The organism is Paenibacillus chitinolyticus NBRC 15660 (assembly GCF_000739915.1).
GTDB lineage: Bacteria > Bacillota > Bacilli > Paenibacillales > NBRC-103111 > Paenibacillus_F > Paenibacillus_F chitinolyticus.
In genome coordinates this window covers 98,996-118,514 of sequence record NZ_BBJT01000014.1, presented here as the reverse complement: position 1 = coordinate 118,514, position 19,519 = coordinate 98,996, and the positions used below count along the sequence as shown (strand labels likewise).

The 19,519-nt window shown below is 51.2% G+C and carries 17 protein-coding genes and 1 pseudogene; 14 read left to right on the top strand and 4 right to left on the bottom strand.

Annotated features, from left to right (window positions below; translation table 11 throughout):
* Positions 1-222 precede the first annotated feature (222 nt).
* Positions 223-528: a VanZ family protein gene (locus PCH01S_RS25325; protein WP_084706677.1), complete on the bottom strand. Its 306-nt coding sequence runs from the start codon at positions 526-528 to the stop codon at positions 223-225.
* A gap of 605 nt (positions 529-1,133) precedes the next feature.
* On the opposite strand from PCH01S_RS25325, the gene PCH01S_RS25320 reads away from it, so the two are divergent.
* The 14 genes and pseudogenes from PCH01S_RS25320 to PCH01S_RS25260 all read left to right on the top strand — a co-directional run bounded on the left by PCH01S_RS25320 (position 1,134) and on the right by PCH01S_RS25260 (position 16,676).
* Entirely contained in the window at positions 1,134-2,291 is a 1,158-nt protein-coding gene (locus tag PCH01S_RS25320; protein WP_042234429.1) for an ROK family transcriptional regulator, read from the top strand.
* Between the two features lie 57 nt (positions 2,292-2,348).
* Entirely contained in the window at positions 2,349-3,365 is a 1,017-nt protein-coding gene (locus PCH01S_RS25315) for an asparaginase (RefSeq protein WP_042234427.1), read from the top strand.
* 72 nt (positions 3,366-3,437) lie between these two features.
* Complete coding sequence (locus PCH01S_RS25310) at positions 3,438-5,039, top strand: glutathione ABC transporter substrate-binding protein (RefSeq protein WP_042234424.1); 1,602 nt, start codon at positions 3,438-3,440, stop codon at positions 5,037-5,039.
* A gap of 253 nt (positions 5,040-5,292) precedes the next feature.
* Complete coding sequence (locus PCH01S_RS25305) at positions 5,293-6,219, top strand: ABC transporter permease subunit (protein WP_042234421.1); 927 nt, start codon at positions 5,293-5,295, stop codon at positions 6,217-6,219.
* Positions 6,220-6,231: 12 nt separating this feature from the next.
* Positions 6,232-7,143: an ABC transporter permease gene (locus tag PCH01S_RS25300; protein ID WP_042234418.1), complete on the top strand. Its 912-nt coding sequence runs from the start codon at positions 6,232-6,234 to the stop codon at positions 7,141-7,143.
* A 14-nt stretch (positions 7,144-7,157) separates the two neighbouring features.
* Complete coding sequence (locus PCH01S_RS25295) at positions 7,158-8,159, top strand: ABC transporter ATP-binding protein (protein ID WP_042234416.1); 1,002 nt, start codon at positions 7,158-7,160, stop codon at positions 8,157-8,159.
* Entirely contained in the window at positions 8,156-9,142 is a 987-nt protein-coding gene (locus PCH01S_RS25290) for an ABC transporter ATP-binding protein (protein ID WP_042234414.1), read from the top strand. Before PCH01S_RS25295 ends, PCH01S_RS25290 begins: the two co-directional genes overlap by 4 nt.
* Before the next feature lie 17 nt (positions 9,143-9,159).
* Positions 9,160-10,800, top strand: a complete 1,641-nt coding sequence (locus PCH01S_RS25285; protein ID WP_241688755.1) for a leucyl aminopeptidase family protein — start codon at positions 9,160-9,162, stop codon at positions 10,798-10,800.
* Positions 10,797-11,489, top strand: coding sequence for a copper homeostasis protein CutC (locus PCH01S_RS25280; RefSeq protein WP_042234412.1), 693 nt, complete (start codon positions 10,797-10,799; stop codon positions 11,487-11,489). Before PCH01S_RS25285 ends, PCH01S_RS25280 begins: the two co-directional genes overlap by 4 nt.
* A 342-nt stretch (positions 11,490-11,831) precedes the next feature.
* Complete coding sequence (locus PCH01S_RS25275) at positions 11,832-12,788, top strand: ROK family protein (RefSeq protein WP_042234410.1); 957 nt, start codon at positions 11,832-11,834, stop codon at positions 12,786-12,788.
* 216 nt (positions 12,789-13,004) lie between these two features.
* Entirely contained in the window at positions 13,005-14,279 is a 1,275-nt protein-coding gene (locus PCH01S_RS25270; RefSeq protein WP_042234408.1) for an alpha-L-fucosidase, read from the top strand.
* 264 nt (positions 14,280-14,543) lie between these two features.
* A complete protein-coding gene (locus PCH01S_RS31780; RefSeq protein WP_268630289.1) occupies positions 14,544-14,675 on the top strand; it encodes an aminoglycoside 6-adenylyltransferase in 132 nt (43 codons plus the stop codon).
* Between the two features lie 150 nt (positions 14,676-14,825).
* A pseudogene (locus PCH01S_RS25265) lies at positions 14,826-15,587 on the top strand (ANT(4')-I family aminoglycoside nucleotidyltransferase).
* A 558-nt stretch (positions 15,588-16,145) separates the two neighbouring features.
* Positions 16,146-16,676, top strand: a complete 531-nt coding sequence (locus PCH01S_RS25260) for a GNAT family N-acetyltransferase (protein WP_042234406.1) — start codon at positions 16,146-16,148, stop codon at positions 16,674-16,676.
* Positions 16,677-16,890: 214 nt separating this feature from the next.
* Here the strand turns inward: PCH01S_RS25260 and PCH01S_RS25255 are convergent, their stop codons facing one another.
* The 3 genes from PCH01S_RS25255 to PCH01S_RS25245 form a co-directional block, all read right to left on the bottom strand.
* Positions 16,891-17,403, bottom strand: a complete 513-nt coding sequence (locus tag PCH01S_RS25255) for a hypothetical protein (protein WP_042234404.1) — start codon at positions 17,401-17,403, stop codon at positions 16,891-16,893.
* Positions 17,404-17,539: 136 nt separating this feature from the next.
* A complete protein-coding gene (locus tag PCH01S_RS25250) occupies positions 17,540-18,283 on the bottom strand; it encodes a spermidine synthase (protein ID WP_042234402.1) in 744 nt (247 codons plus the stop codon).
* A 203-nt stretch (positions 18,284-18,486) separates the two neighbouring features.
* Positions 18,487-19,491 carry a metallophosphoesterase family protein gene (locus tag PCH01S_RS25245; RefSeq protein ID WP_042234399.1) on the bottom strand — a complete coding sequence of 335 codons (1,005 nt, stop codon included), beginning with the start codon at positions 19,489-19,491 and terminating at the stop codon, positions 18,487-18,489.
* Between the last annotated feature and the right edge of the window lie 28 nt (positions 19,492-19,519).

Below are 19,519 nucleotides of genomic sequence, written 5' to 3'. Positions count from 1 at the left end.
AACGAAAATCGCCTTTGTTTGCCCCATCTAAGAAAAGTACTACACCGGTTTTTACGTGAGCAGCGTGTGATTCGACGGAGCAACAGTCAATTGATTAAAGAACGAATTGAAGCGGCATAGATACCTTGAGAAATTAAATAAGCATATCGTCAAAGGCTTTCATAGCTTAGATGATATGCTTATTTTAGTTCTATTATGATCGTATACTGATGACTGAAGTGTTTATTGAATACTAAAAGTGAAGGATGGCATGAACACCTTGGACCAAGGATTCGACATGCCTCTTAACAGAAGCGGCAGCAGCATGCCGAAGGGCATGAAGATCAGGATGTTCCCGGCGAAATTCACCCAGATGTCCAGGGTGGCTTGCTTGAAATAAGTGACGATCTCATGGAAAGGAGTAAGATTCGCTCTGACCGTCAGTTGGTCCATAATAATTTCAGGACTGTGAAGCTTAAACAAAATCACTTTAACTACGACGTACATATATGCGGCAAATATCGACGCGATCACCATGCTGGTGCTCATTCTTCTAGCATATGCACTGCAATTCCCCGTTTCATGTTGGTCTTTGTCCTACCTCTCAAAGCTAAAGCACAAACATTTAAGATGATGTGGGGGAAAAGATAAAGGTTTCCTTGATCTTCCATATGGGAGCCTTAAAACTTTCTCTCAACGCAGTTTCTCGCCTAGCTTTCCGGCAGTAGAATGCCATTACCTCACAATTAATTTCTCCGTGGTAAAAATCTTACCTACTAGTCATATCTCCTTAAACATCCAGCTAAATTCAAGGTTCAATTGATCGTGTGTATTCTAGTTACTTGCGTTTATGAAGCCTTAAAAAAGTTTTATATGTCATATTCATGTTATGTATATGCGGCTTAATAATCATTTTGGTCATTAAAATAAAATTCCAATTAAATTTAATCGCTTACATTTTGCTCTAAAAATTTTATTTGTAATTCATGTTATTTATATTGACACCGTATAAGGCTATGACTATTATTATAAATATCACTGGAGAATATAAAGAAAAATAGACAGAATTTTCGTTGAATATTCGTTAAAAACATCAGTTTACAGTCAAAATCCTCATTAATTAATTCATTGGTAAAAATAATGGAGAATGAATAGTGAAAAAACATGACCAGGATTTTATGAAACGCCAGAATCGGCTGACGGTGTTTGAGATCATCAAGCACCAGCAGCCCATCTCCCGGGCTTCCATTGCCAAGCAGACCGGGATGAGTCCAACTACGGTAAGCCGCATTGTGGCGGAGCTTGCAGAGGAAGGGTATCTGCTGGAGTCCGAACAGGTCTCTGCCGGGCTCGGCAGGAAGTCCACGCTGCTTGAAATGGTAGATGCCGCTGTGCTCTCGGTAGGCGTTGAGCTGGACCGCCATCAAGTGAATATCGGCATTGTGGATTTGCAGGGCAATGTTATAGCCATGAGCCAATATCCGCGGTCAGTGGAAGAGAGTCCCGAAGTTACGCTGGAACGCGTTGGAACAGAGATTGACCAGCTTACGAAATCCAATGAGATCGACTGTGAGCGGATTATCGGAGTTGGTGTAGGCCTTCCCGGGATTATAGATAATGACACGGGAGAAGTTATGTTCTCCGTACAGCTCGGTTGGAGAAATGTCCGGCTTGCTGAACGGCTTAAAGAAATCACCGGTTATGATGTGGCGGTGGACAACGAGCTCAAGGCCAAGGCCCTGGCCGAACATATGAAGGGCGCGGCGATTGGCTCACAGCGGACCGTCCTGCTTGGTTTCGGGAATGGAGTAGGTTCGGCGTTCATTATGGAAGGGGAGATCTACCGGGGCAGGACGAACAGCGCCGGTGAAATCGGCCATACGACGATTGATCCGAACGGCATGCTGTGCGACTGCGGGAAGGCGGGCTGCCTTCAGACTTACATCAATATCAAATCATTGCTGTCGGAAGCGAACAAGATCCGGCCGGTCCGCTCGATCGAGGAGCTTTTTGAAGCCAAGAAGGCAGGGGAACGCTGGGCACTGCATCTGATCGAACGCGCGCTGATGTACATGGCGATCACCATTAACAATGTGGTCTGTATGTACAACCCGGACAGTGTCATCCTTAGCGGAGAACTGACCGACAAATTCCCGGAGATCCTCGATGAGGTGGTCGACCTGTGTTATTCGAAATATGTGTGGGAGCCCCTCAGGGGTGCCTTCCGGATTCTGAAGTCTGAACTGCATGAGCAGGGCGTAGTCATCGGCTCGGGACTGATTTCGCAAAACTGTTTTTTTGCATTGGAATAAGTCAGAGAAGTTAAGCGGGGGAGAGCAGGATTGGACATTAAGGAGGAGGGGACAACGATGAGATTTACACCATTAGTTGAGGAGTACCGCGGCGGTGTGCTGGAGAACGTGCATTACGGAGCGGTCAGCATCGTGGATGAGAAGGGCCGAATCCTCTATTCGGCAGGCGACCCTGAACATCTCACGTTTCTAAGGTCGGCTGCCAAGCCGTTCCAGGCGCTTCCGGTTATGAAAAGAAAAGTTGACGAGGTGTACGGACTCACCGGACAGGAGGCGGCCTTGTTTGCTGCATCCCATCGTGGAGAGCGCTTTCATATTGATGCGCTGGAATCCATGCTTCTGAAGACAGGCATCAAGGAGGAAGGGCTGCACTGCTGTGAGTCGTATCCGCTCAATGAAGATGCGAAGGCCGAGCGCCACCGGGACCGCGAACCTAAACGGAGAATCTTCCATAACTGCTCGGGCAAGCATACCGGACTTATTGCGCTGAGCAAGCATATGGGCTGGGATGAGCGGACGTATTACGAACCTGAGCATCCTGTTCAGAAGGAGATTGTAGAGACCCTTGCTTATATTGCGGAGGTTCCCGAAGCTTCGATCCCGCAAGGGATTGACGGCTGCGGACTGCCGATCTTTGCACTACCGCTGCACAAGATCGCCTATTCCTTCCTGAAGCTGGCCTGTCCGGACCTCATTGAAGATAAGGAGACACGGGAAGCGGCGGCCCGGATCGCCCGGCTGATGAATGAGTACCCCGATATGATCGCGGATACCCGGTTCGTCTGCTCGGAGCTGCTCAAGGACCCGAACCTCTCGGCCAAAGGCGGCGCAAAGGGAGTGTACGGCATTGGGTTGAGAAACGAAAGACTCGGAATCTCCCTTAAGGTGTCCGACGGTTCCGAACAGGTGTGGCCGTGCATTATCGCTTCGATCCTCGAGCGCCTCGGCTACAGCAATCAAGAGACAATTAACCGCTTATACAAGCTTGTACCGAATTCCATCGTCAATGACGGGGGAACGGAAGTGGGAGAACGCCGGGCGGTGTTCGAACTGAAGCCTTCATCCAGGGAATAACCTCCAATCCTACAAGTAAGCATACCGGACATGGAGCGATTCTATATTAACTACTTTTGAGGAGTGAGACGAATGAAGGTTCAAGGGAAAATGTGGTCCACACTAATGCTGCTGCTGATCTTCGCGGTAGTTGCCGCAGGCTGCGGAGGCAATACGGAGACTGGCAAGGAAAGTGCGAATACGGGCAAGAGTGAAGGTACTCAGACCGTATCCAAAAACAAAAAAGATGTTGTTATTGCCATTAATGCCAACTTTATTACACTGGACCCTCACAACACGAGCGATACTCATTCGATTACCGGAGCAAGAACCATGGTTGAAGGCCTGATGGGCTTCGACGAGAACATGAAAGTCGTTCCAGTGCTGGCCGACTCCTACAAAATTAGTGATGACGGTCTGGTATACACGTTTACATTGAAGCAGAACATCAAATTCCACGACGGTACGGATTTCAACGCCGAAGCAGTTAAGGTGAATCTGGACCGTATCCGTGATGAGAAGAACAACCTGAAGATGCGCAAGAGCTTCGCCAAAGTCAGCAAAGTTGAGGCTCCGGATGCCAAAACCGTAGTCATCACCTTAAGCGAACCGTATAACGCCTTCCTGAACAAAATGGCGATGGCCCTGATCGTAAGCCCTAAAGCACTGAAGGAGCAGGGCGAGAATATCGGTAAAAATCCGGTAGGTACAGGTTCTTTCAAATTTAAGGAATGGGTGCAGGGCGACCGCCTTGTGGTGGTGAAGAACCCGGATTACTGGCAAAAGGATCTGCCGAAGGTGGAGAGCATCACCTTCAAGCCGGTACCGGAGAACGGTTCCCGGATTGCGATGCTGAAGACAGGGGAAGCGGATTTCATCTATCCGATGCCAACTGAACAAGTCTCCCAAGTAGAGGGGGACAGCAATATTGTGGTAGATAAAACGGATTCCACAATTGTCCGTTACGTCACACTCAACACGATGAAGAAGCCGTTCGATGATGTGAAGGTTCGTCAAGCGATTAACTATGCGATTAACAAAGAAGCTTACATCAAAGTCGTCAAATCTGGTCTGGGTGTGAAGCTGAATTCTACCATGTCTTCCAAGACGCAGTACTACTCCCAGCAGAGCGGTTACGACTACGATGTGAAGAAAGCAAAGAACCTGCTTGCAGAAGCCGGTTATCCTGATGGCTTCACGGCCGAGATCTGGGGCGAGAATGATTCCGAGACAATGAAAGGCATGCAGTTCATTCAGCAGCAACTGGCTCTTGTTGGCATCAAGCTGGATGTGAAGTCGATGGAAGGCGGTACCTTGTCTGAGCAGATTAACTCCGCTGCTACACCAGAGCAGGCCAAGATCCAAATGTGGTATGTAAGCTGGTCCCCGTCTTCCGGTGACGCAGACGGCGCTACAAGAGGTCTGTTCAGCAGCGAAATGTTCCCTCCGGCAGGAGCCAATACGGCGTACTATAAGAATCCGAACGTGGATCAATGGATTGCCGATGCCAACAAGGCGACCGATCCAGAAAAAGCGAAATCCATTTATGCGGATATTCAAAAAACAATCTGGGCTGATGCCCCATGGGCCTTCATGGGTGTGGATCAGGTGATTTCTGGCAAGAGAGCCAGCCTGAACGGCGTAAAAGTATTACCGGACGGCTCCATCAGCGTTCGTGATGTGGAAGTGAAGTAATCGTTACTTAAGGACGAACAAGTCCGGGGATACGAGCAGGGAGCAAGAAGCAGGAACAAGATACAAGATGAAGCAGAAGATGAAAGCAAGATGCAGGAAGTTAGAAGCAGAAAGTTAGAAGCAGAAAGTAAGAAGCTAGAAGCACTAAGCAAGCAATAACTTGGGGTTGTTGATGCAAAGTAAGGGGCCGTTTCTGTCTGTAGCTGAGGAGCGGCCCCTCTTATGTACTTGTTCAATGAAGGGGGCTCACATGATGGGAAGATACGCGCTACAAAGACTACTTGGAGTCATTCCGCTGCTGTTTGTCGTATCGGTGCTGGTCTTCATGTTCATACACTTAATCCCCGGCGATCCGGCCCGGCTTGTCGCGGGCAAGGAAGCCACGCTGGAAGAGATTAACGGCATACGGACACAACTCGGGCTGGATCTGCCGCTATGGCAGCAATATTTCCATTATATGGGCAAGCTGCTGCATGGCGATCTGGGCAGTTCTCTGCGGTCCGGCCTGCCGGTATCCGACATGCTGATGAGCAGATTGATGCCAACCCTTATTTTAACGTTCTTGAGCTTGGGCTGGGCATTAATCATCGGTCTGCTGATCGGTACGGTCTCTGCGGTTAACCGGAACCGGTGGCCGGATTACGTGGGCATGCTGACCGCAATTTCAGGCATCTCGATCCCAGGTTTTTGGCTGGGGCTGGTGCTGATTCAGATCTTCTCGGTACAGCTCGGCTGGTTCCCTACCGGCGGAGTGGATTCCTGGAAGTCCTATATCCTGCCTTCCCTCACACTTGGAGCGGGAATTATGTCCATGCTTGCCCGGTTCTCCCGCTCATCCATGCTGGAGACGATGCGGGAAGATTATATCCGGACGGGACGTTCGAAAGGGCTTAGAGAGTTCATCGTGGTTGGACGGCATGCGCTGCGCAACTCGCTGATTCAGGTTGTCACTGTGGCGGGTCTGCAATTCGGGTTCCTGCTGGGCGGCTCCGTGATGGTGGAGACGGTATTCAGTATTCCGGGTCTTGGAAGGCTGCTTGTGGATTCGATTTCTTTTCGGGATTATACCGTGATTCAAGCGCTGCTACTGCTGTTTGCGACCCAATTCATACTTATTAATCTTATCGTTGATATGCTGTACGGTGTGCTGAACCCGAAAATCAGGTATGCGTCTAGCTAGGAGGGGAACAGGATGGACAACAATACAACGGTGATGGGAGCCGACTCCTCAGGAGCCGGTGTAACCCTGGTGACGAAGCCGACCAAAGGCCGTGCAGCGGAGTTCTTCAGCAAGTTCTGCAAGCAGAGAGCGTCGCTTGCATCAGGCATTTTTATTATTTTTCTGGCAATTATAGCGATCTTCGGTCCGCATCTTACACCTTATGATCCGAATGTGCCGGATTACGATGCGCTGATGGCTGGTCCATCGGCTGCACACTGGGCCGGGACGGATGAATACGGCAGAGATATCCTCAGCCGTCTGATCGACGGAACGCGGTTGACCCTCGCGGTGAGCTTGAGTTCTGTGCTGATTGCAGCGGTACTGGGTACGGTACTTGGACTGCTCAGCGGATATTACGGAGGCTGGCTCGACCGGCTCATTATGCGGGGCAGTGATGTGCTGTTCTCGTTCCCGGATCTGCTGCTGGCCATCGGGATTGTGGCGATCCTGGGGCCAGGCCTGTCCAATGTGGTCATTGCCGTAGCTGTGTTCGGTACGCCGTCCTTTGCACGGATTATCCGAAGTGTCACCTTATCGGCCAAAGAGACTTTATTTGTGGAAGCTGCCCGCTCAATGGGCGCCAAGAATGTGCGCATTATATGGAAGCATATTTTTCCGCAGACCGTGCCCAGTGTGATCGTGAATGTGACGATGAAGATCGGCGGCGCGATTCTGGCGGCATCCTCACTCAGCTTTCTCGGCATGGGTGCGAAGCCGACGGAACCGGACTGGGGCGCGATGCTGAGCATGGGGCGCGACTACTTGAGTATCGCTCCGCACATCGTGTATTTTCCCGGGATAGCGATCTTCCTGGCTGTGCTTGCATTCAACCTGGTTGGGGACGGCCTGCGTGATGCGCTCGATCCCAAGACGAAAAATTAAAGGGGGACAGGGCCGTGACGACTCGATTGCTTGAAGTGGAAGGATTGAAGACGGAGTTCAGACGGGATGGCGGAAGCGTAATGGCTGTGTCCGGCATTAGTTTTCATATTAATAAAGGTGAAGTATTGGGACTGGTCGGAGAGAGCGGCTGCGGCAAAAGTGTGACCTCTCTGTCGATTATGCGCCTGCTCAAAGATACACCGGGAAGGATTGCGGGCGGAGCGGTCCGGTTCGAAGGCACCGACCTGACTCAGATTCAGGAGAAGGAGATGCGGCGGTTCCGCGGCAATGAACTGGCGATGATCTTCCAGGAGCCGATGACCTCGCTGAACCCGGTGCTGCGAATCGGACGGCAGTTGGAAGAGCCGATCATGCTGCATCTTGGCTACAGCCGGAAGCGTGCGAGGGAGCATGCCATTCATACGCTGAAGCTGGTCGGGATTCCCCGGGCGGAGGATGTGGCCGATGAGTATCCGCATCAGTTGTCCGGCGGAATGCGGCAGCGCGTAATGATTGCGATGGCGATGTCGTGCAGCCCGAAGCTGCTCATTGCCGATGAGCCAACGACGGCGCTCGATGTGACGATTCAGGCACAGATTCTGGACCTGATGAAGCGCTTGAAGGAAGAGCAGGATATGGGCATGCTGCTGATCACACACGATCTCGGAGTCGTGGCGGAAATGTGCGACCGGGTGGTCGTCATGTATGCGGGACGGGTAGTGGAGGAGGCTCCGGTACAAGAGTTATTCGCAAATCCCCAGCATCCGTACACCAAAGGCCTGATCCAATCCGTTCCCAAGCTGCGCCAGAAGGTTCGCCGTCTGGAATCCATTCAGGGCAATGTGCCTGACTTAAGTGCGATGCCTCCAGGCTGCAAATTCATGCCGCGATGTGCGTATGCGATGGAGCGGTGTCTTCAGGAGCCGGAGCTTCTTCCCGTTCAAGGGGAAGCGGACCGCAAAAGCCGCTGTTGGTTGACGCAGATGGATACACCAGAAGGGGGAGACCGCCAATGAGCAAGTCCACGATAGAGACACCCCTGGTTGAAGTGAGGGGATTACGCAAGTCTTTTGCCGTGAAAAAGGGATGGTTCGGCGCGGCCAAGTATTTGCGAGCGGTGGACGGTCTATCTTTCGCCATCCGCCAAGGGGAGACCTTCAGTCTGGTTGGCGAGAGCGGCTGCGGGAAGTCCACGACCGGGCGGCTTGTGAATCGGCTGCTGAAGCCAACAAGCGGTGAAGTATGGTTCAACGGACAGAACATCAGCAGCTTCTCCGATAACCAGATGCGCCCGATCCGCAAGGAGATGCAGATGGTTTTTCAAGATCCGTATGCATCACTGAATCCACGTATGAAAGTGAAGGAGCTGGTGGCTGAACCGCTGCTTATTCACACAAAACTTAGTGTGAAAGAACGGGATAAGCTGGCCCAGGAACTGCTGGAAACGGTTGGCCTCAGCAGCATCCATGCGGAGCGTTATGCGCATGAGTTCAGTGGAGGACAGCGGCAGCGGATCGGGATTGCCCGGGCGCTGTCCGTACGTCCGAGCCTGATTGTGGCGGATGAACCGGTCTCTGCACTGGATGTATCTATCCAGTCCCAGGTGCTGAATCTGATGCAGGATCTTCAAGAGGAGTACGGCCTGACTTATCTGTTCATTTCCCATGATCTGAGTGTCGTTGAACATATTAGCGACCGCATAGGGGTTATGTACCTTGGCACACTGGTGGAGACGGCGGACAAAGATACGCTCTATGACCGACCGCTTCATCCTTATACGCAGGCGCTGCTGTCATCCGTGCCGGTTCCTGATCCGAATCAGAAGCGGGAGCGCATTATTCTGAAAGGGGACTTGCCGAGTCCGGTAGATCCGCCTTCCGGCTGCCGGTTTCATAACCGCTGTTCGGCCTGCATGGATATTTGCAGGCAGCAGGAGCCGGTGTTCCGGGAAGTGGAACCGGGACATCAGGTTGCCTGCCATCTCTATAATGAAGCCTGATTAGGCGGCTTATTACAATGCCTAAGGAAAGGATCGCCATGCACATTACACTAGATATGACTGAACTGGCGGATGTTCTCATTCATCCGGTATATGCGGGGGAATCGTTTCCCTATGCGCTGAATGAAGCGCGCAAGCGGCAGGGCACCATGACCTGGCTGTACGCCCGTTCTGCAGGTGAAGCGGATGTGCTCGCCGCCGGAATGGGGGAGCGTTGTGCCGTGACGCTGGAACGGGTACGCCGCGCCGGGGGCGCCGCGGCACGGACTCTGCTGCAGGAAGGGCGGGGCAGCGCAACGCTGCTCAGACATCCGGGCACGGTAGTTGGAGTTGGAGGCAGTGAGAGCATAGAGTCAGCGGCCGCGTGGCTGCAGGCCTGGATTGAGGGCTGGCTGCTTGGATTATACCGGTTCGATAAGTATAAAAATGTCACGAAAATAAGCGGCAGTGTGAAGTTGAATCTGCGGTCTGCAGATTGGCCTGAACTGTCCGCGGCCGGGCTGAATTCGGTCATTCAGACGGCCATCCACCGGGCGGAGGCGACAAATCTGACCCGGGACTGGGTGAATGAGACGCCGGGCACGTTGAACCCGGATGCTTTTGTGGAATGGACGCAGGATCTCTTCAAAGACAGGCCGGTAAATATTTATGTCTACCGGGGGCAGGAGCTAACTGAGCGCGGCATGAACGGCCTGCTGGCAGTGGGTGCCGGAAGCAAGCACGCTCCGGCGCTAATCGAGCTGAGGTACGAAGCCTGCCCGGATGCCCCGATGCTGGCCTTGGTCGGCAAAGCCATCACCTTCGATATGGGCGGGATGAACGCGAAGACGGGCCGGGACATCAGCGATGCCCGGATGGATATGGGCGGAGCGGCCGCCGTCATCGGCGCGCTGGACATTCTGGTCCGGCAGCAGGCCAAGGTTCGGGTCACGGCCCTGATCGCCGTGGCCGATAACCTGCCGGATGCCCGCGCCACGTTACCTTCATCCGTGATTGCTTATCCGAACGGCTTGACCGTTCAAATTGCAAATACGGATGGAGAAGGCCGGCTCGTGCTGGCAGACGCACTGATCCATGCGGCCGGGCTTGGCGCAGCGCAGGCGATCGACATTGCCACGCTAACGGGCAATGTCGGGGATGCGCTGGGACTCGGGATCGCCGGCATATGGGGCGATGCCGATATGACGCGCGAGCTGGCCCAGATTGGCCAGCATAATGGCGAGCGGCTGTGGCCGATGCCGCTTATGGATGATTATGAATCCGAGCTGAGAAGCAATTATGCCGACCTTCGTAACGTGGGCACCTCTACGCTGGCTGGCGCCATCACAGCAGCGTTATTTATTCGGCGGTTCGTCGACAAATCCATGAACTGGGTCCATATTGATATGGCCGGCACGGTACAGTACAAGCAGGATGTCGGTTACGCAGAGGCGGGAGCGACAGGGTATGGCGCAAGACTGCTGGCTGATTATGCGGTGAATTATGCCCGGAAGTGTGACGCGGGAAAGGCACCGGGGAATGGAGCAAGGAATGCAACAGAGGACGTATCAGAGGATGTGTCAGAGAATACATCAAGGAATGAAGCAAGGGATGCAGTAGGGTTTGTATCAGGGGATGTATCCGTAAATGAATCCCGGAAACAGGAGGGTTCGTTATGATCCTGGAAGTCATCGCTACCTGCATTGACGATGCGTTAAGGGCTGAAGAAAATGGGGCAAATCGGCTGGAGCTGATTACGGCCGTTACCGAAGGCGGGTTGACGCCGGGCATCGGATTGATCCGCCAGGTTGTAGGGGCTGTGCAGATTCCGGTCCATGTGATGGTCCGGCCGCACAGCCGCAGCTTTGTGTACAGCAAGCTTGATCTGGAGACGATGAAAGCCGAGATCCAGGCCATTAACGAGGCTGGTGCCGCAGGCATTGTAGTCGGTGCACTCACGGCGGAAGGGCTGATTGATGAAAACGCGCTGGGAGTGCTGCTTCCCTGGGCGGACGGGATGCAGATCACCTTCCACCGGGCTTTTGATGAACTGGAGGACCAGCTTGCAGGCTTGCAGACGCTAATGCGCTACCCGCAAATTACCCGGGTGCTGACCTCGGGCGGACTGAAGCCCGCAACCGAGGCGATGCCTGCTATTCGCAGACTTGTTGAGGCCACCGAAGGCCGCTCGCTTCGAATTCTTGCCGGGAACGGCTTGACTCCGGAAGCGGCCGGGTCTTTCATCGAACAGACCGGAGTTACAGAAGTTCATTTCGGCTCCGCAGTCCGTTACGGACGTTCCGGTCTTGGACCGATTGATCCGGTGCAGCTGCGGGCATTGGCTGACAGCCTTGCTCAGTACTCCTGATCTTGATCTGGAACTGCGTAGGTATTGCATGCAAGAACAGGGAAGGCAACCGAGAATGGGACGAACCGGCTGATTGCGCTGGTAATTACGTTGATGATTGTAAGTGCCGATGAAGCAGATCGTAATTTCCAGGAGGCAGACAGCAAGCTTTGGTATTGCAAACTGTAAGCGCTGTCCGTGCGAAATTCCTAAATCTGCATGAAGCAACGGCAAACAGATGAAGCAAGCTGAAAGCTTCAACAACACATGAGTCAACCAGGGCAGCGGGTAAAGCGGGGAAGAAATGCCTGAAATATAGAGCGAACGTTGTCTTAAGTCCCATCCATACAGATCTGAAAATAGGTGATTGATTTGCAGAACACAGACAAATATGTAGTGGGAATTGACCTTGGTGGAACAAAGATTGCCGCTGCTCTCTTTAATGCTGACGGTGAGATATTGAACCGTGAACGCATGGAGACGGCGAATGCCCGCACAGCAAAAGAAGTCGTGCAGCGCATGGTGGAGATGATTCATTCCGTGTCCATGGAACATCCGGTATGCGGCGTAGGTCTGGCCTCGCCTGGGACCGTGAACAGTAAGGACGGTATCGTGCTTCAGGGCACGAACTTGCCGGAATGGAACAACATTCCACTGAAAAAGTGGATGGGAGACGCACTTGGCATCGAGGTGGAGGTCGTTAATGACGCGAACGCAGCGGCATGGGGCGAGTATGTCCGGGGTGCGGGAAAAGGCTCGGGGAACATGGTATACATCACGTTCAGTACAGGCATCGGTGCGGGCATTGTCCTCGACGGGAAGCTGCTCCTGGGCGCGAATTCCTTTGCCGGGGAGCTGGGCCATAACATTGTTGTGCCGGATGGGCCGGCATGCATCTGCGGGAACAATGGCTGCTGGGAGATGTACGCTTCAGGAACCGCCATCCGCGACTCGGCGCTGGAACTTATGCTGAGCAACCCGTCCGTGATTGGAGAACTAGCGGCTGCAAGCGGTGAAGAGATCTCGGCCAAGCATGTGTTCGAAGCTCACCGTCAGGATGACCCCATCGCCGCCCAAGTGGTGAGCCGGGCGGTTCATTACATGGCGCTGGGCTTGGCCAACGCGATTCATACATTCAATCCCGACCGGATTGTAATCGGCGGCGGCGTAAGCAAGGCAGGCGACCTGCTGTTCCCGGCGCTTAAGGCGGAGACCGAGAAGCTGGTCATGAAGCCATACCGTGGCACGTATGAGATTGTGCCTGCGGGATTGCGGGACGACGTCGGCCTGATCGGAGCCGCGGCTTTGTTTCATACTTGATTTAAGCGGGAACTAATGAACTTTATGCTAAGTAACGGAGGGGGCGGAACGATTCTGAAGAAGCGCAGCGTTCGCCTTTGTTCCGGATTTCACCCGCTAAGCGGTATAATCCAGAAATCTGGGGGACAACAGCGACCGCAAGAACGTTCCGCGGAGTAGTCTCTTCAGCCGTTGTGTGTACTTAGAATCACTTCATAGGAGACGGAGGATTGTCGCATGAGCACAAGAGAGCAAAGGACACGGTGGTTTTTGCAGGACCGGTTCGGCATGTTCATTCACTGGGGATTATATTCCATTCCCGCCAGGGGAGAATGGATTCGAGGCAACGAGCGGATGAGTTATGAGCAGTATCAAGTGTATTTTGACGAGTTCGACGCATCCCGGTATGAACCGAAGAAATGGGCGAAGGCCGCCAAGGCTGCAGGACAAAAGTATGCGGTGCTGACGACCAAGCACCACGACGGCTTCTGTCTGTTCGACAGTAAGCTGACGGATTTCAAGGCGACGAACACCCCGGCTGGACGAGACCTGGTTCGTGAATATGTGGATGCTTTTCGCGAGGAGGGCATTATGGTCGGACTGTATTATTCGATCATCGACTGGCATCATGACGATTACCCGGGATATGGGGACAAAGCGCACCCGGATCGGGACAATGAAGCGGCCAAGAACAAGCCAATCGACTTCGACCGATATCTGGACTACATGCATGGTCAGGTGAAGGAGTTGCTCACGAACTACGGCAAGATTGACATCATGTGGTTCGATTTCTCCTATGATGATATGACCGGCGAGAAATGGAGAGCGACCGAGCTGATTCGGATGATTCGTTCCATCCAGCCGGATATCATCATTGATAACCGCCTGGGCGGTAATATCCGGGCGGCAGAACCCGAGGAATATGCCGGGGATTTCTTCTCCCCGGAGCAGATCATTCCACCTGGCGGCATCGTGGATGAGAAGGGGGAAGTTGTCCCTTGGGAAGCGTGTATCACCCTTAACGATAACTGGGGTTATCATGCTGCGGACAAGAACTACAAGTCAGCCAAGCAGGTGATCCGTACCCTGGTCGAATGCGTCAGCAAGAACGGGAACTTGCTGCTTAACGTGGCCCCTGATGCGAAGGGCGAGATCAACCGGGAGACACTGGAGGTGCTGGACGAAGTAGGGGAATGGCTGAGACTGAACGGTGACAGCATCTATGGCTGTAAGGCGGCTGATTTGCCGAAGCCCGAGTGGGGCCGCTACACCCAGAACGGGAACAGGCTGTATGCCCATGTATATGACCGGGGGATAGGCCCGATTTACTTCGAAGGGTTGAAGGGCAAGATTGAGAAAGCCAGATTACTGCGGGATGGGACCGAACTTAAGGTAGAAGTTCCATGGATGGCGCTGGAATACTCCGACATTGAGAACGGCGCCTTCATTAATCTTGCCGGATCCAGGCTTCCGGATGAGAGCGATACGGTGATTGAGCTTCATCTGAGATAGGGCTGCGGCTTTAACTTTTAACAGAGTAAAATCTATAGGGCTAAACAGAATTGCAGGACACGGAAGGTCATCCCGTGTCTTTTTTTTCATCCTCCTTGATTGAGCTATAATTATATGGATTCACAAATTATGGATACATAAAATTGTATTAGAGATGATGCATGTGAGAAGCAAGGAAGAAATGATGGTTCTGGGTATGAAATTTGCTCTGGATAACGACAAGATCAGAATTTTTACGCTAGAAGGCTCCTCACTAACGTAAATATCCCACCGGACGAATTTCAGGACTACGATTTCAGTTACTTTGTTACGGATATGGATCATTTCAAGAAGAATAACGACTGGCTGAAATTGCAGAGTGGAAAGAAAGTTGCATATTTTTCCTCTCAGAGATAATATTATTTAATAATTAATAAATTGTTTTTTACTATTACATCGAGAGGTGTTATTAATGACAGCAGATAAAATCCCCCGTTAAGCCCGTGGACCCCCTTGGCCTTATATATATATCTCATTTGATATTTTTATTAAAAAGGAGAAATGTATATGATGGGTCCAAGAGAAGTTATAAGAGAAGAAAGAATGAAAATCGCCTATATAATAGCGAATCAACTAATGTAAAAATATGGTACAGATGTTGAAGCTATTGGTATCTATGGTTCTTTAGCTAGAAAAACAGATGGTCCATTTTCGGATATTGAAATTAAATGTATTTTAAATTCTATAGAAGACGGCTTTAGCTACGAATGGACATCAGGTGATTGGAAAGCAGAAGTAAACCTTGATAATAAAGAAAATATTGTAGAAGAGGCCACTACAGTAGAAGAAAATTGGCCGCTTACTCATGGACAATTCTTCACTATACTCCCGATTTACGATCCCAAGGGATTTTTCCAAGAGCTAAGACAAAAAGCAAGTTCCGTGGATAACACAATTTTTAAAGAAGCGATTTGTAAAACATTAGTTGAGGAAATGTACGAATATATGGGTAAATTGAGGAATATAAAAATTCAAGGACCTGAAACATTTTTGCCTGCTTTGGCTATAGAAATAGCAACTGCCGGTGCGATGATTTTAGGATTACACCATAAACGATACTTTACGACATCAGCTCAAGTGTTGCCGGAAGCATTAGGATTATCAAATAGGCCGGATGGGTTTGATAAACTTTGTCAATTAGTGATGTCGGGTCACCTTTATGACTCTAAAAAGATATTAGATGCATGCGAAAACTTTTGGAATGGTTTATTGGACTGGTCGAAAAAGAATGGTTATGTTATAAATTATTCCGACTCTGTACCCTTTTGATCCGTCTAGGAGATGGAATGCTATCCATAATTCATCATAGTACTGCCGGTGAATCATTTAGCAGGCAGCCTCAGAAATTACAATAATTTAAAACCCAATTTCTTAATTTAATGTTGAGAAATTGGGTTTTTTGTTACCTAAGAAAACGGCCCTACAGGAAAAACGGCAGGCTTTTAGTGTTTTTCGCCCAGTTGTACACTTCATTCATCTGTTGAAGTGCTCCAACTGTGATGAAATCGGAAAAGAAGAACAGGTATAGGAAATCTTCGGGCACATTAAACAGGCTTGCCAGTGACCTGGAACACTTCCGGTTTCCCGAGCGAAACCTAATTTACAAAATACGGAAATATTAATAACATTGTTGAAGACAGGTCTGTATCATTTTAATTTTTATCATACAGAACAAGGCGGATGCGAAGGTTATGAAAAAAGAAAAACCGTCGGATTGATTGCAGTGTATATATGATCCTTCGTGGTGATAAAGCAAAGGGAAGGTAATGCAGACCTTATAAATGAATTCATCTTATTGGGAAAAACACTAAAGGACGGTGAATTTCATTGAAAATTCTTGAAACTGATCGGCTTATTCTTCGCCTGCAAACAACTGACAATGCGGCGTTTATTCTTGAGCTTTTGAACGATCCTTCCTGGTTGCGGTTCATAGGTGATCGCCGTGTGAGAACGCTGGATGACGCAAGAGCCTATATTTTGAATGGACCTGTTCGCATGTATGAGCAATTCGGTTTCTGCCTTTATTTGGTGGAACGAAAGGAGGATCAAGCCCCGATTGGAATTTGCGGTCTGATAAAAAGAGAGTCCTTGGAAGATGTGGATATTGGGTTTGCTTTTCTCCCCAAGTATTGGTCAAAAGGATACGCCTATGAAGCAGCTTCCGCAGTAATGTCATATGGAAAAGACACTTTGGGACTAACCCGCATTGTGGCAATCACGGCTCAAGAGAATCAAGCCTCAGAAAGGCTCCTCGAGAAATTAGGGTTTCAGTTGGAGAGATTGATTCAGCTGACCAATGATTCCGAAAAGCTTAAGCTTTTGGTATTTGGCGAAACAGAAAACCACATCTCAAATTAGTGGGAATCAGCATGAAGACGATGCAGTTCATTCGAACTCCCTGTGGTTGGAAGATAAGCAACCGGCAGGACATCAGCCGATAAGCTGGCTCCACAAAAAAACCTGTAGACCCCGCTCCAAACGGAACTTGTCTACAGGCTGGGACCCGATCTTGATCGGGTCCTTTTTTTGCAAAGTCAAGTTTATAGCAGGTGTCCACTCGAACGCGCTTCTGTTACGGAATGTACTGCTGAACGATTTTCACGACCTTATGGTCTTTGATCGTTAAATGGAACGGGAATGTGCTCACATCGAGCAGGTTATTGTTCTGATAAATGGCTAGGAACTTGGTGAGCGACACTTCTTCGTTCCACTTGACGTCCACGCCTTCATAAGTGCCATCATGATCGTAAAGCTGCATGAGGACCTGGGCGTTCGGATCGATTTCGAAGCTTTCGAGCTTCTCTTGATCGTTAACGATATAGTAGCCGTCGGGGGCGTGTGTCATATCGCCGATATCCGTTTCATGTTCAAGGAACTTTTGATCGGCTTCTGCGCCTTCGTACCACTCGATTTGGTCTCCTTGCAGATAGAGAGAGCCGTTTTTATTTTCAAGGGAAGAAATCATAACGGTTATGGTGTCCTCGCTGCGGGGAACAGGTGTATATTCGGAACCGACTGCATTGGCGGAAGTGACGAAAGCCAGCATAGATATCATCAGAGTAGTGAAAAAGACCATCTTTTTCATGTGTGCAAACCCCTTTGCGGAAAAATGATTAGGATGCCTTACAGATTCTTTACCCGGCTGTGCCGGTTTAAAACGTTCTGTCGGGCTTGTTACTCTCATCATAAACCAAATCGCGCACGGAATGGTCACAATGTAGTTACAAACGGTCCGTAATCAGATAGCCTCGTTCCGGTTCAAATTCAACAAAGCCGGCCATGTGGCGGGCCTGGTAAGTTAGGGGGCTGCTGCTGCCAACCAGAAGGATGTTCAGCGTATCCCGGGTGCCTTCCGAGGGCAGATAAAAAGCCTTCCTGTAAGAAAAAACCTCGCCAAGGGTCGTGTGAATGGCGCTGATATGGTTGTCGTGCATGCTTTTGCCGAAAAGATTCATGAGGATGGCACCGTCCGGGTTCAGCTTGCTGCGGCTGAGCTCGAAGAATTGGCGGGAGATGAGGTGCCGGGGGGTTCCTTTCTCGGTAAAGGCATCCAGGATCACGTAATCGTACGCCTCCGGCGGTTCCTGATCCAGAAGCTCACGTCCGTCGCCGAGGAGGATATTTTCGTGGTCGCAGCCGAAATAGGTTCTGCTGAGTTCCGCGACTTTAGGATCGTATTCCGCTATGGTGAACCGTTTCTGCGGATATTGGCCTGCCAGAGTCCCGATTCCGTGACCGATCATAAACACGTTTTCGAAATCGGGCCGGTTCGTCTCCATGAGATGGACAATTGCTCTTGGATATTCGAATAGGATGCGCCCGGGATTGTTCAGATCAAGCGCTCCTTGTATGGCATCATTAGCGAATTGGAGCACGCGGAAGCGGCCTTTCTCGCCGTACAGTTCGTTCGTGTCGTAAACCCGGATCACATGGCCGGGGCCGTTTTCTTCAAAAAGCAGCTGCAAAATGTCCTTCTCCTTTGCGGTACGCTTGAAGCGCTGGAAATGTCATACCCAGTATACCATTCCAGCAGGCTTTTCAGGTTTTGGTTGGAGGCGTCGAGTGCTTTTCGCTTCCGGGAGATGGATGCCGGTCAAAGGAATGGCCGGAGAGGGAAAGCTCCGCTATCAGAATAGAGCCGCGGGCAGGAGATCCGCGGCTTTGTCTTTTAATCTTCTATGCTGCGGGGAAGGGTAAACTGGGCTTCGGGAATCCAGCGCTGCCGGTAAAAGTCGCGTCCTTTGATGCTGACTTTGTCCTTGTATACTTCGACATACAGGCCTTCGCTTTCATCCGGTCCCGTAAGCATTTCGCCGCCGTTCCCGTTGTCGGTCCAGGGCTGGATGACGGAGGACGAATTCACCATCGTAAATTTGTCTTGGACGAGGGTGCCCGGCAGTTTGAGCTCCCAGTGGGTATGGCCTGAGAAGAAGATCGCCTGGGGATAAGCCGAGAGGATGTTTCGCAATTCCGCATGCTGAACGATGGCCCGGTTATTGACGCAGCAGAAGCTCGTGCCGGATACGGTGCCGGGAAGCGGCTGATGCAGGAAGACGAAGACGGGCTTGCCGCTCGAGGCTCCTTTTCGCAGGGAAGCTTTCAGGAATTCAAGCTGCTCCTCCGAAAGCCAGGCATCCTCCAAGTTGCTCGGATCCGACTGCCGATACTGCTCCGAGCCCAGGAAGATGAAGCGGAAGCCGTTTACCACCTGATCGCCGTAAACTTTTTTCTTGCCGGAGAGCTGAAGAAACCGTCCGATAGACGCTTGCTCCGTCTCGTCGTTCGGAAAAGCGTCCGCATTCCAGGAGCCGTTCCGGTCGATCCAGGCTTTGTAGTACTCGTGGTTGCCCATCGTGTAAAACACTTTGCGCGGATGAGGGTTCTGCTCCATCAGCTCGCTCAGCTTAGCGTAATCCGCCGGCATGCCGTTCGTGAGATCGCCGTTGATGACAAGCGCGTCCGCGTCCGGGCCCAGCGTATGGAGATCGCTCAGAGCCGCTTTGAACTTTTGATGCGATTGGGGGTCCCATGACTGGATGTGAATATCGCTGATAACGGGAAAAGCGAGAAGCGGCTTCTCTTTCTCGGGCTTGGCGCCGACGGCGGTAGGAATGACGGCGGCCGCCAGGAGCGACAACGACAGGGCTGCGGAGAGGAACGTTTTTCGTAACATAGAGCCTCCTCGGTCATCAATTTCATTT

What these genes read in the sequence shown, in the direction of transcription:
- PCH01S_RS25325 (WP_084706677.1), bottom strand. Translation starts at nt 528, where the DNA reads ATGAGCACCAGCATGGTGATCGCGTCGATATTTGCCGCATATATGTAC.
- PCH01S_RS25315 (WP_042234427.1), top strand. Translation starts at nt 2,349, where the DNA reads ATGAGATTTACACCATTAGTTGAGGAGTACCGCGGCGGTGTGCTGGAG.
- PCH01S_RS25310 (WP_042234424.1), top strand. Translation starts at nt 3,438, where the DNA reads ATGAAGGTTCAAGGGAAAATGTGGTCCACACTAATGCTGCTGCTGATC.
- PCH01S_RS25305 (WP_042234421.1), top strand. Translation starts at nt 5,293, where the DNA reads ATGGGAAGATACGCGCTACAAAGACTACTTGGAGTCATTCCGCTGCTG.
- PCH01S_RS25300 (WP_042234418.1), top strand. Translation starts at nt 6,232, where the DNA reads ATGGACAACAATACAACGGTGATGGGAGCCGACTCCTCAGGAGCCGGT.
- PCH01S_RS25290 (WP_042234414.1), top strand. Translation starts at nt 8,156, where the DNA reads ATGAGCAAGTCCACGATAGAGACACCCCTGGTTGAAGTGAGGGGATTA.
- PCH01S_RS25285 (WP_241688755.1), top strand. Translation starts at nt 9,160, where the DNA reads ATGCCTAAGGAAAGGATCGCCATGCACATTACACTAGATATGACTGAA.
- PCH01S_RS25280 (WP_042234412.1), top strand. Translation starts at nt 10,797, where the DNA reads ATGATCCTGGAAGTCATCGCTACCTGCATTGACGATGCGTTAAGGGCT.
- PCH01S_RS25270 (WP_042234408.1), top strand. Translation starts at nt 13,005, where the DNA reads ATGAGCACAAGAGAGCAAAGGACACGGTGGTTTTTGCAGGACCGGTTC.
- PCH01S_RS25255 (WP_042234404.1), bottom strand. Translation starts at nt 17,403, where the DNA reads ATGAAAAAGATGGTCTTTTTCACTACTCTGATGATATCTATGCTGGCT.
- PCH01S_RS25245 (WP_042234399.1), bottom strand. Translation starts at nt 19,491, where the DNA reads ATGTTACGAAAAACGTTCCTCTCCGCAGCCCTGTCGTTGTCGCTCCTG.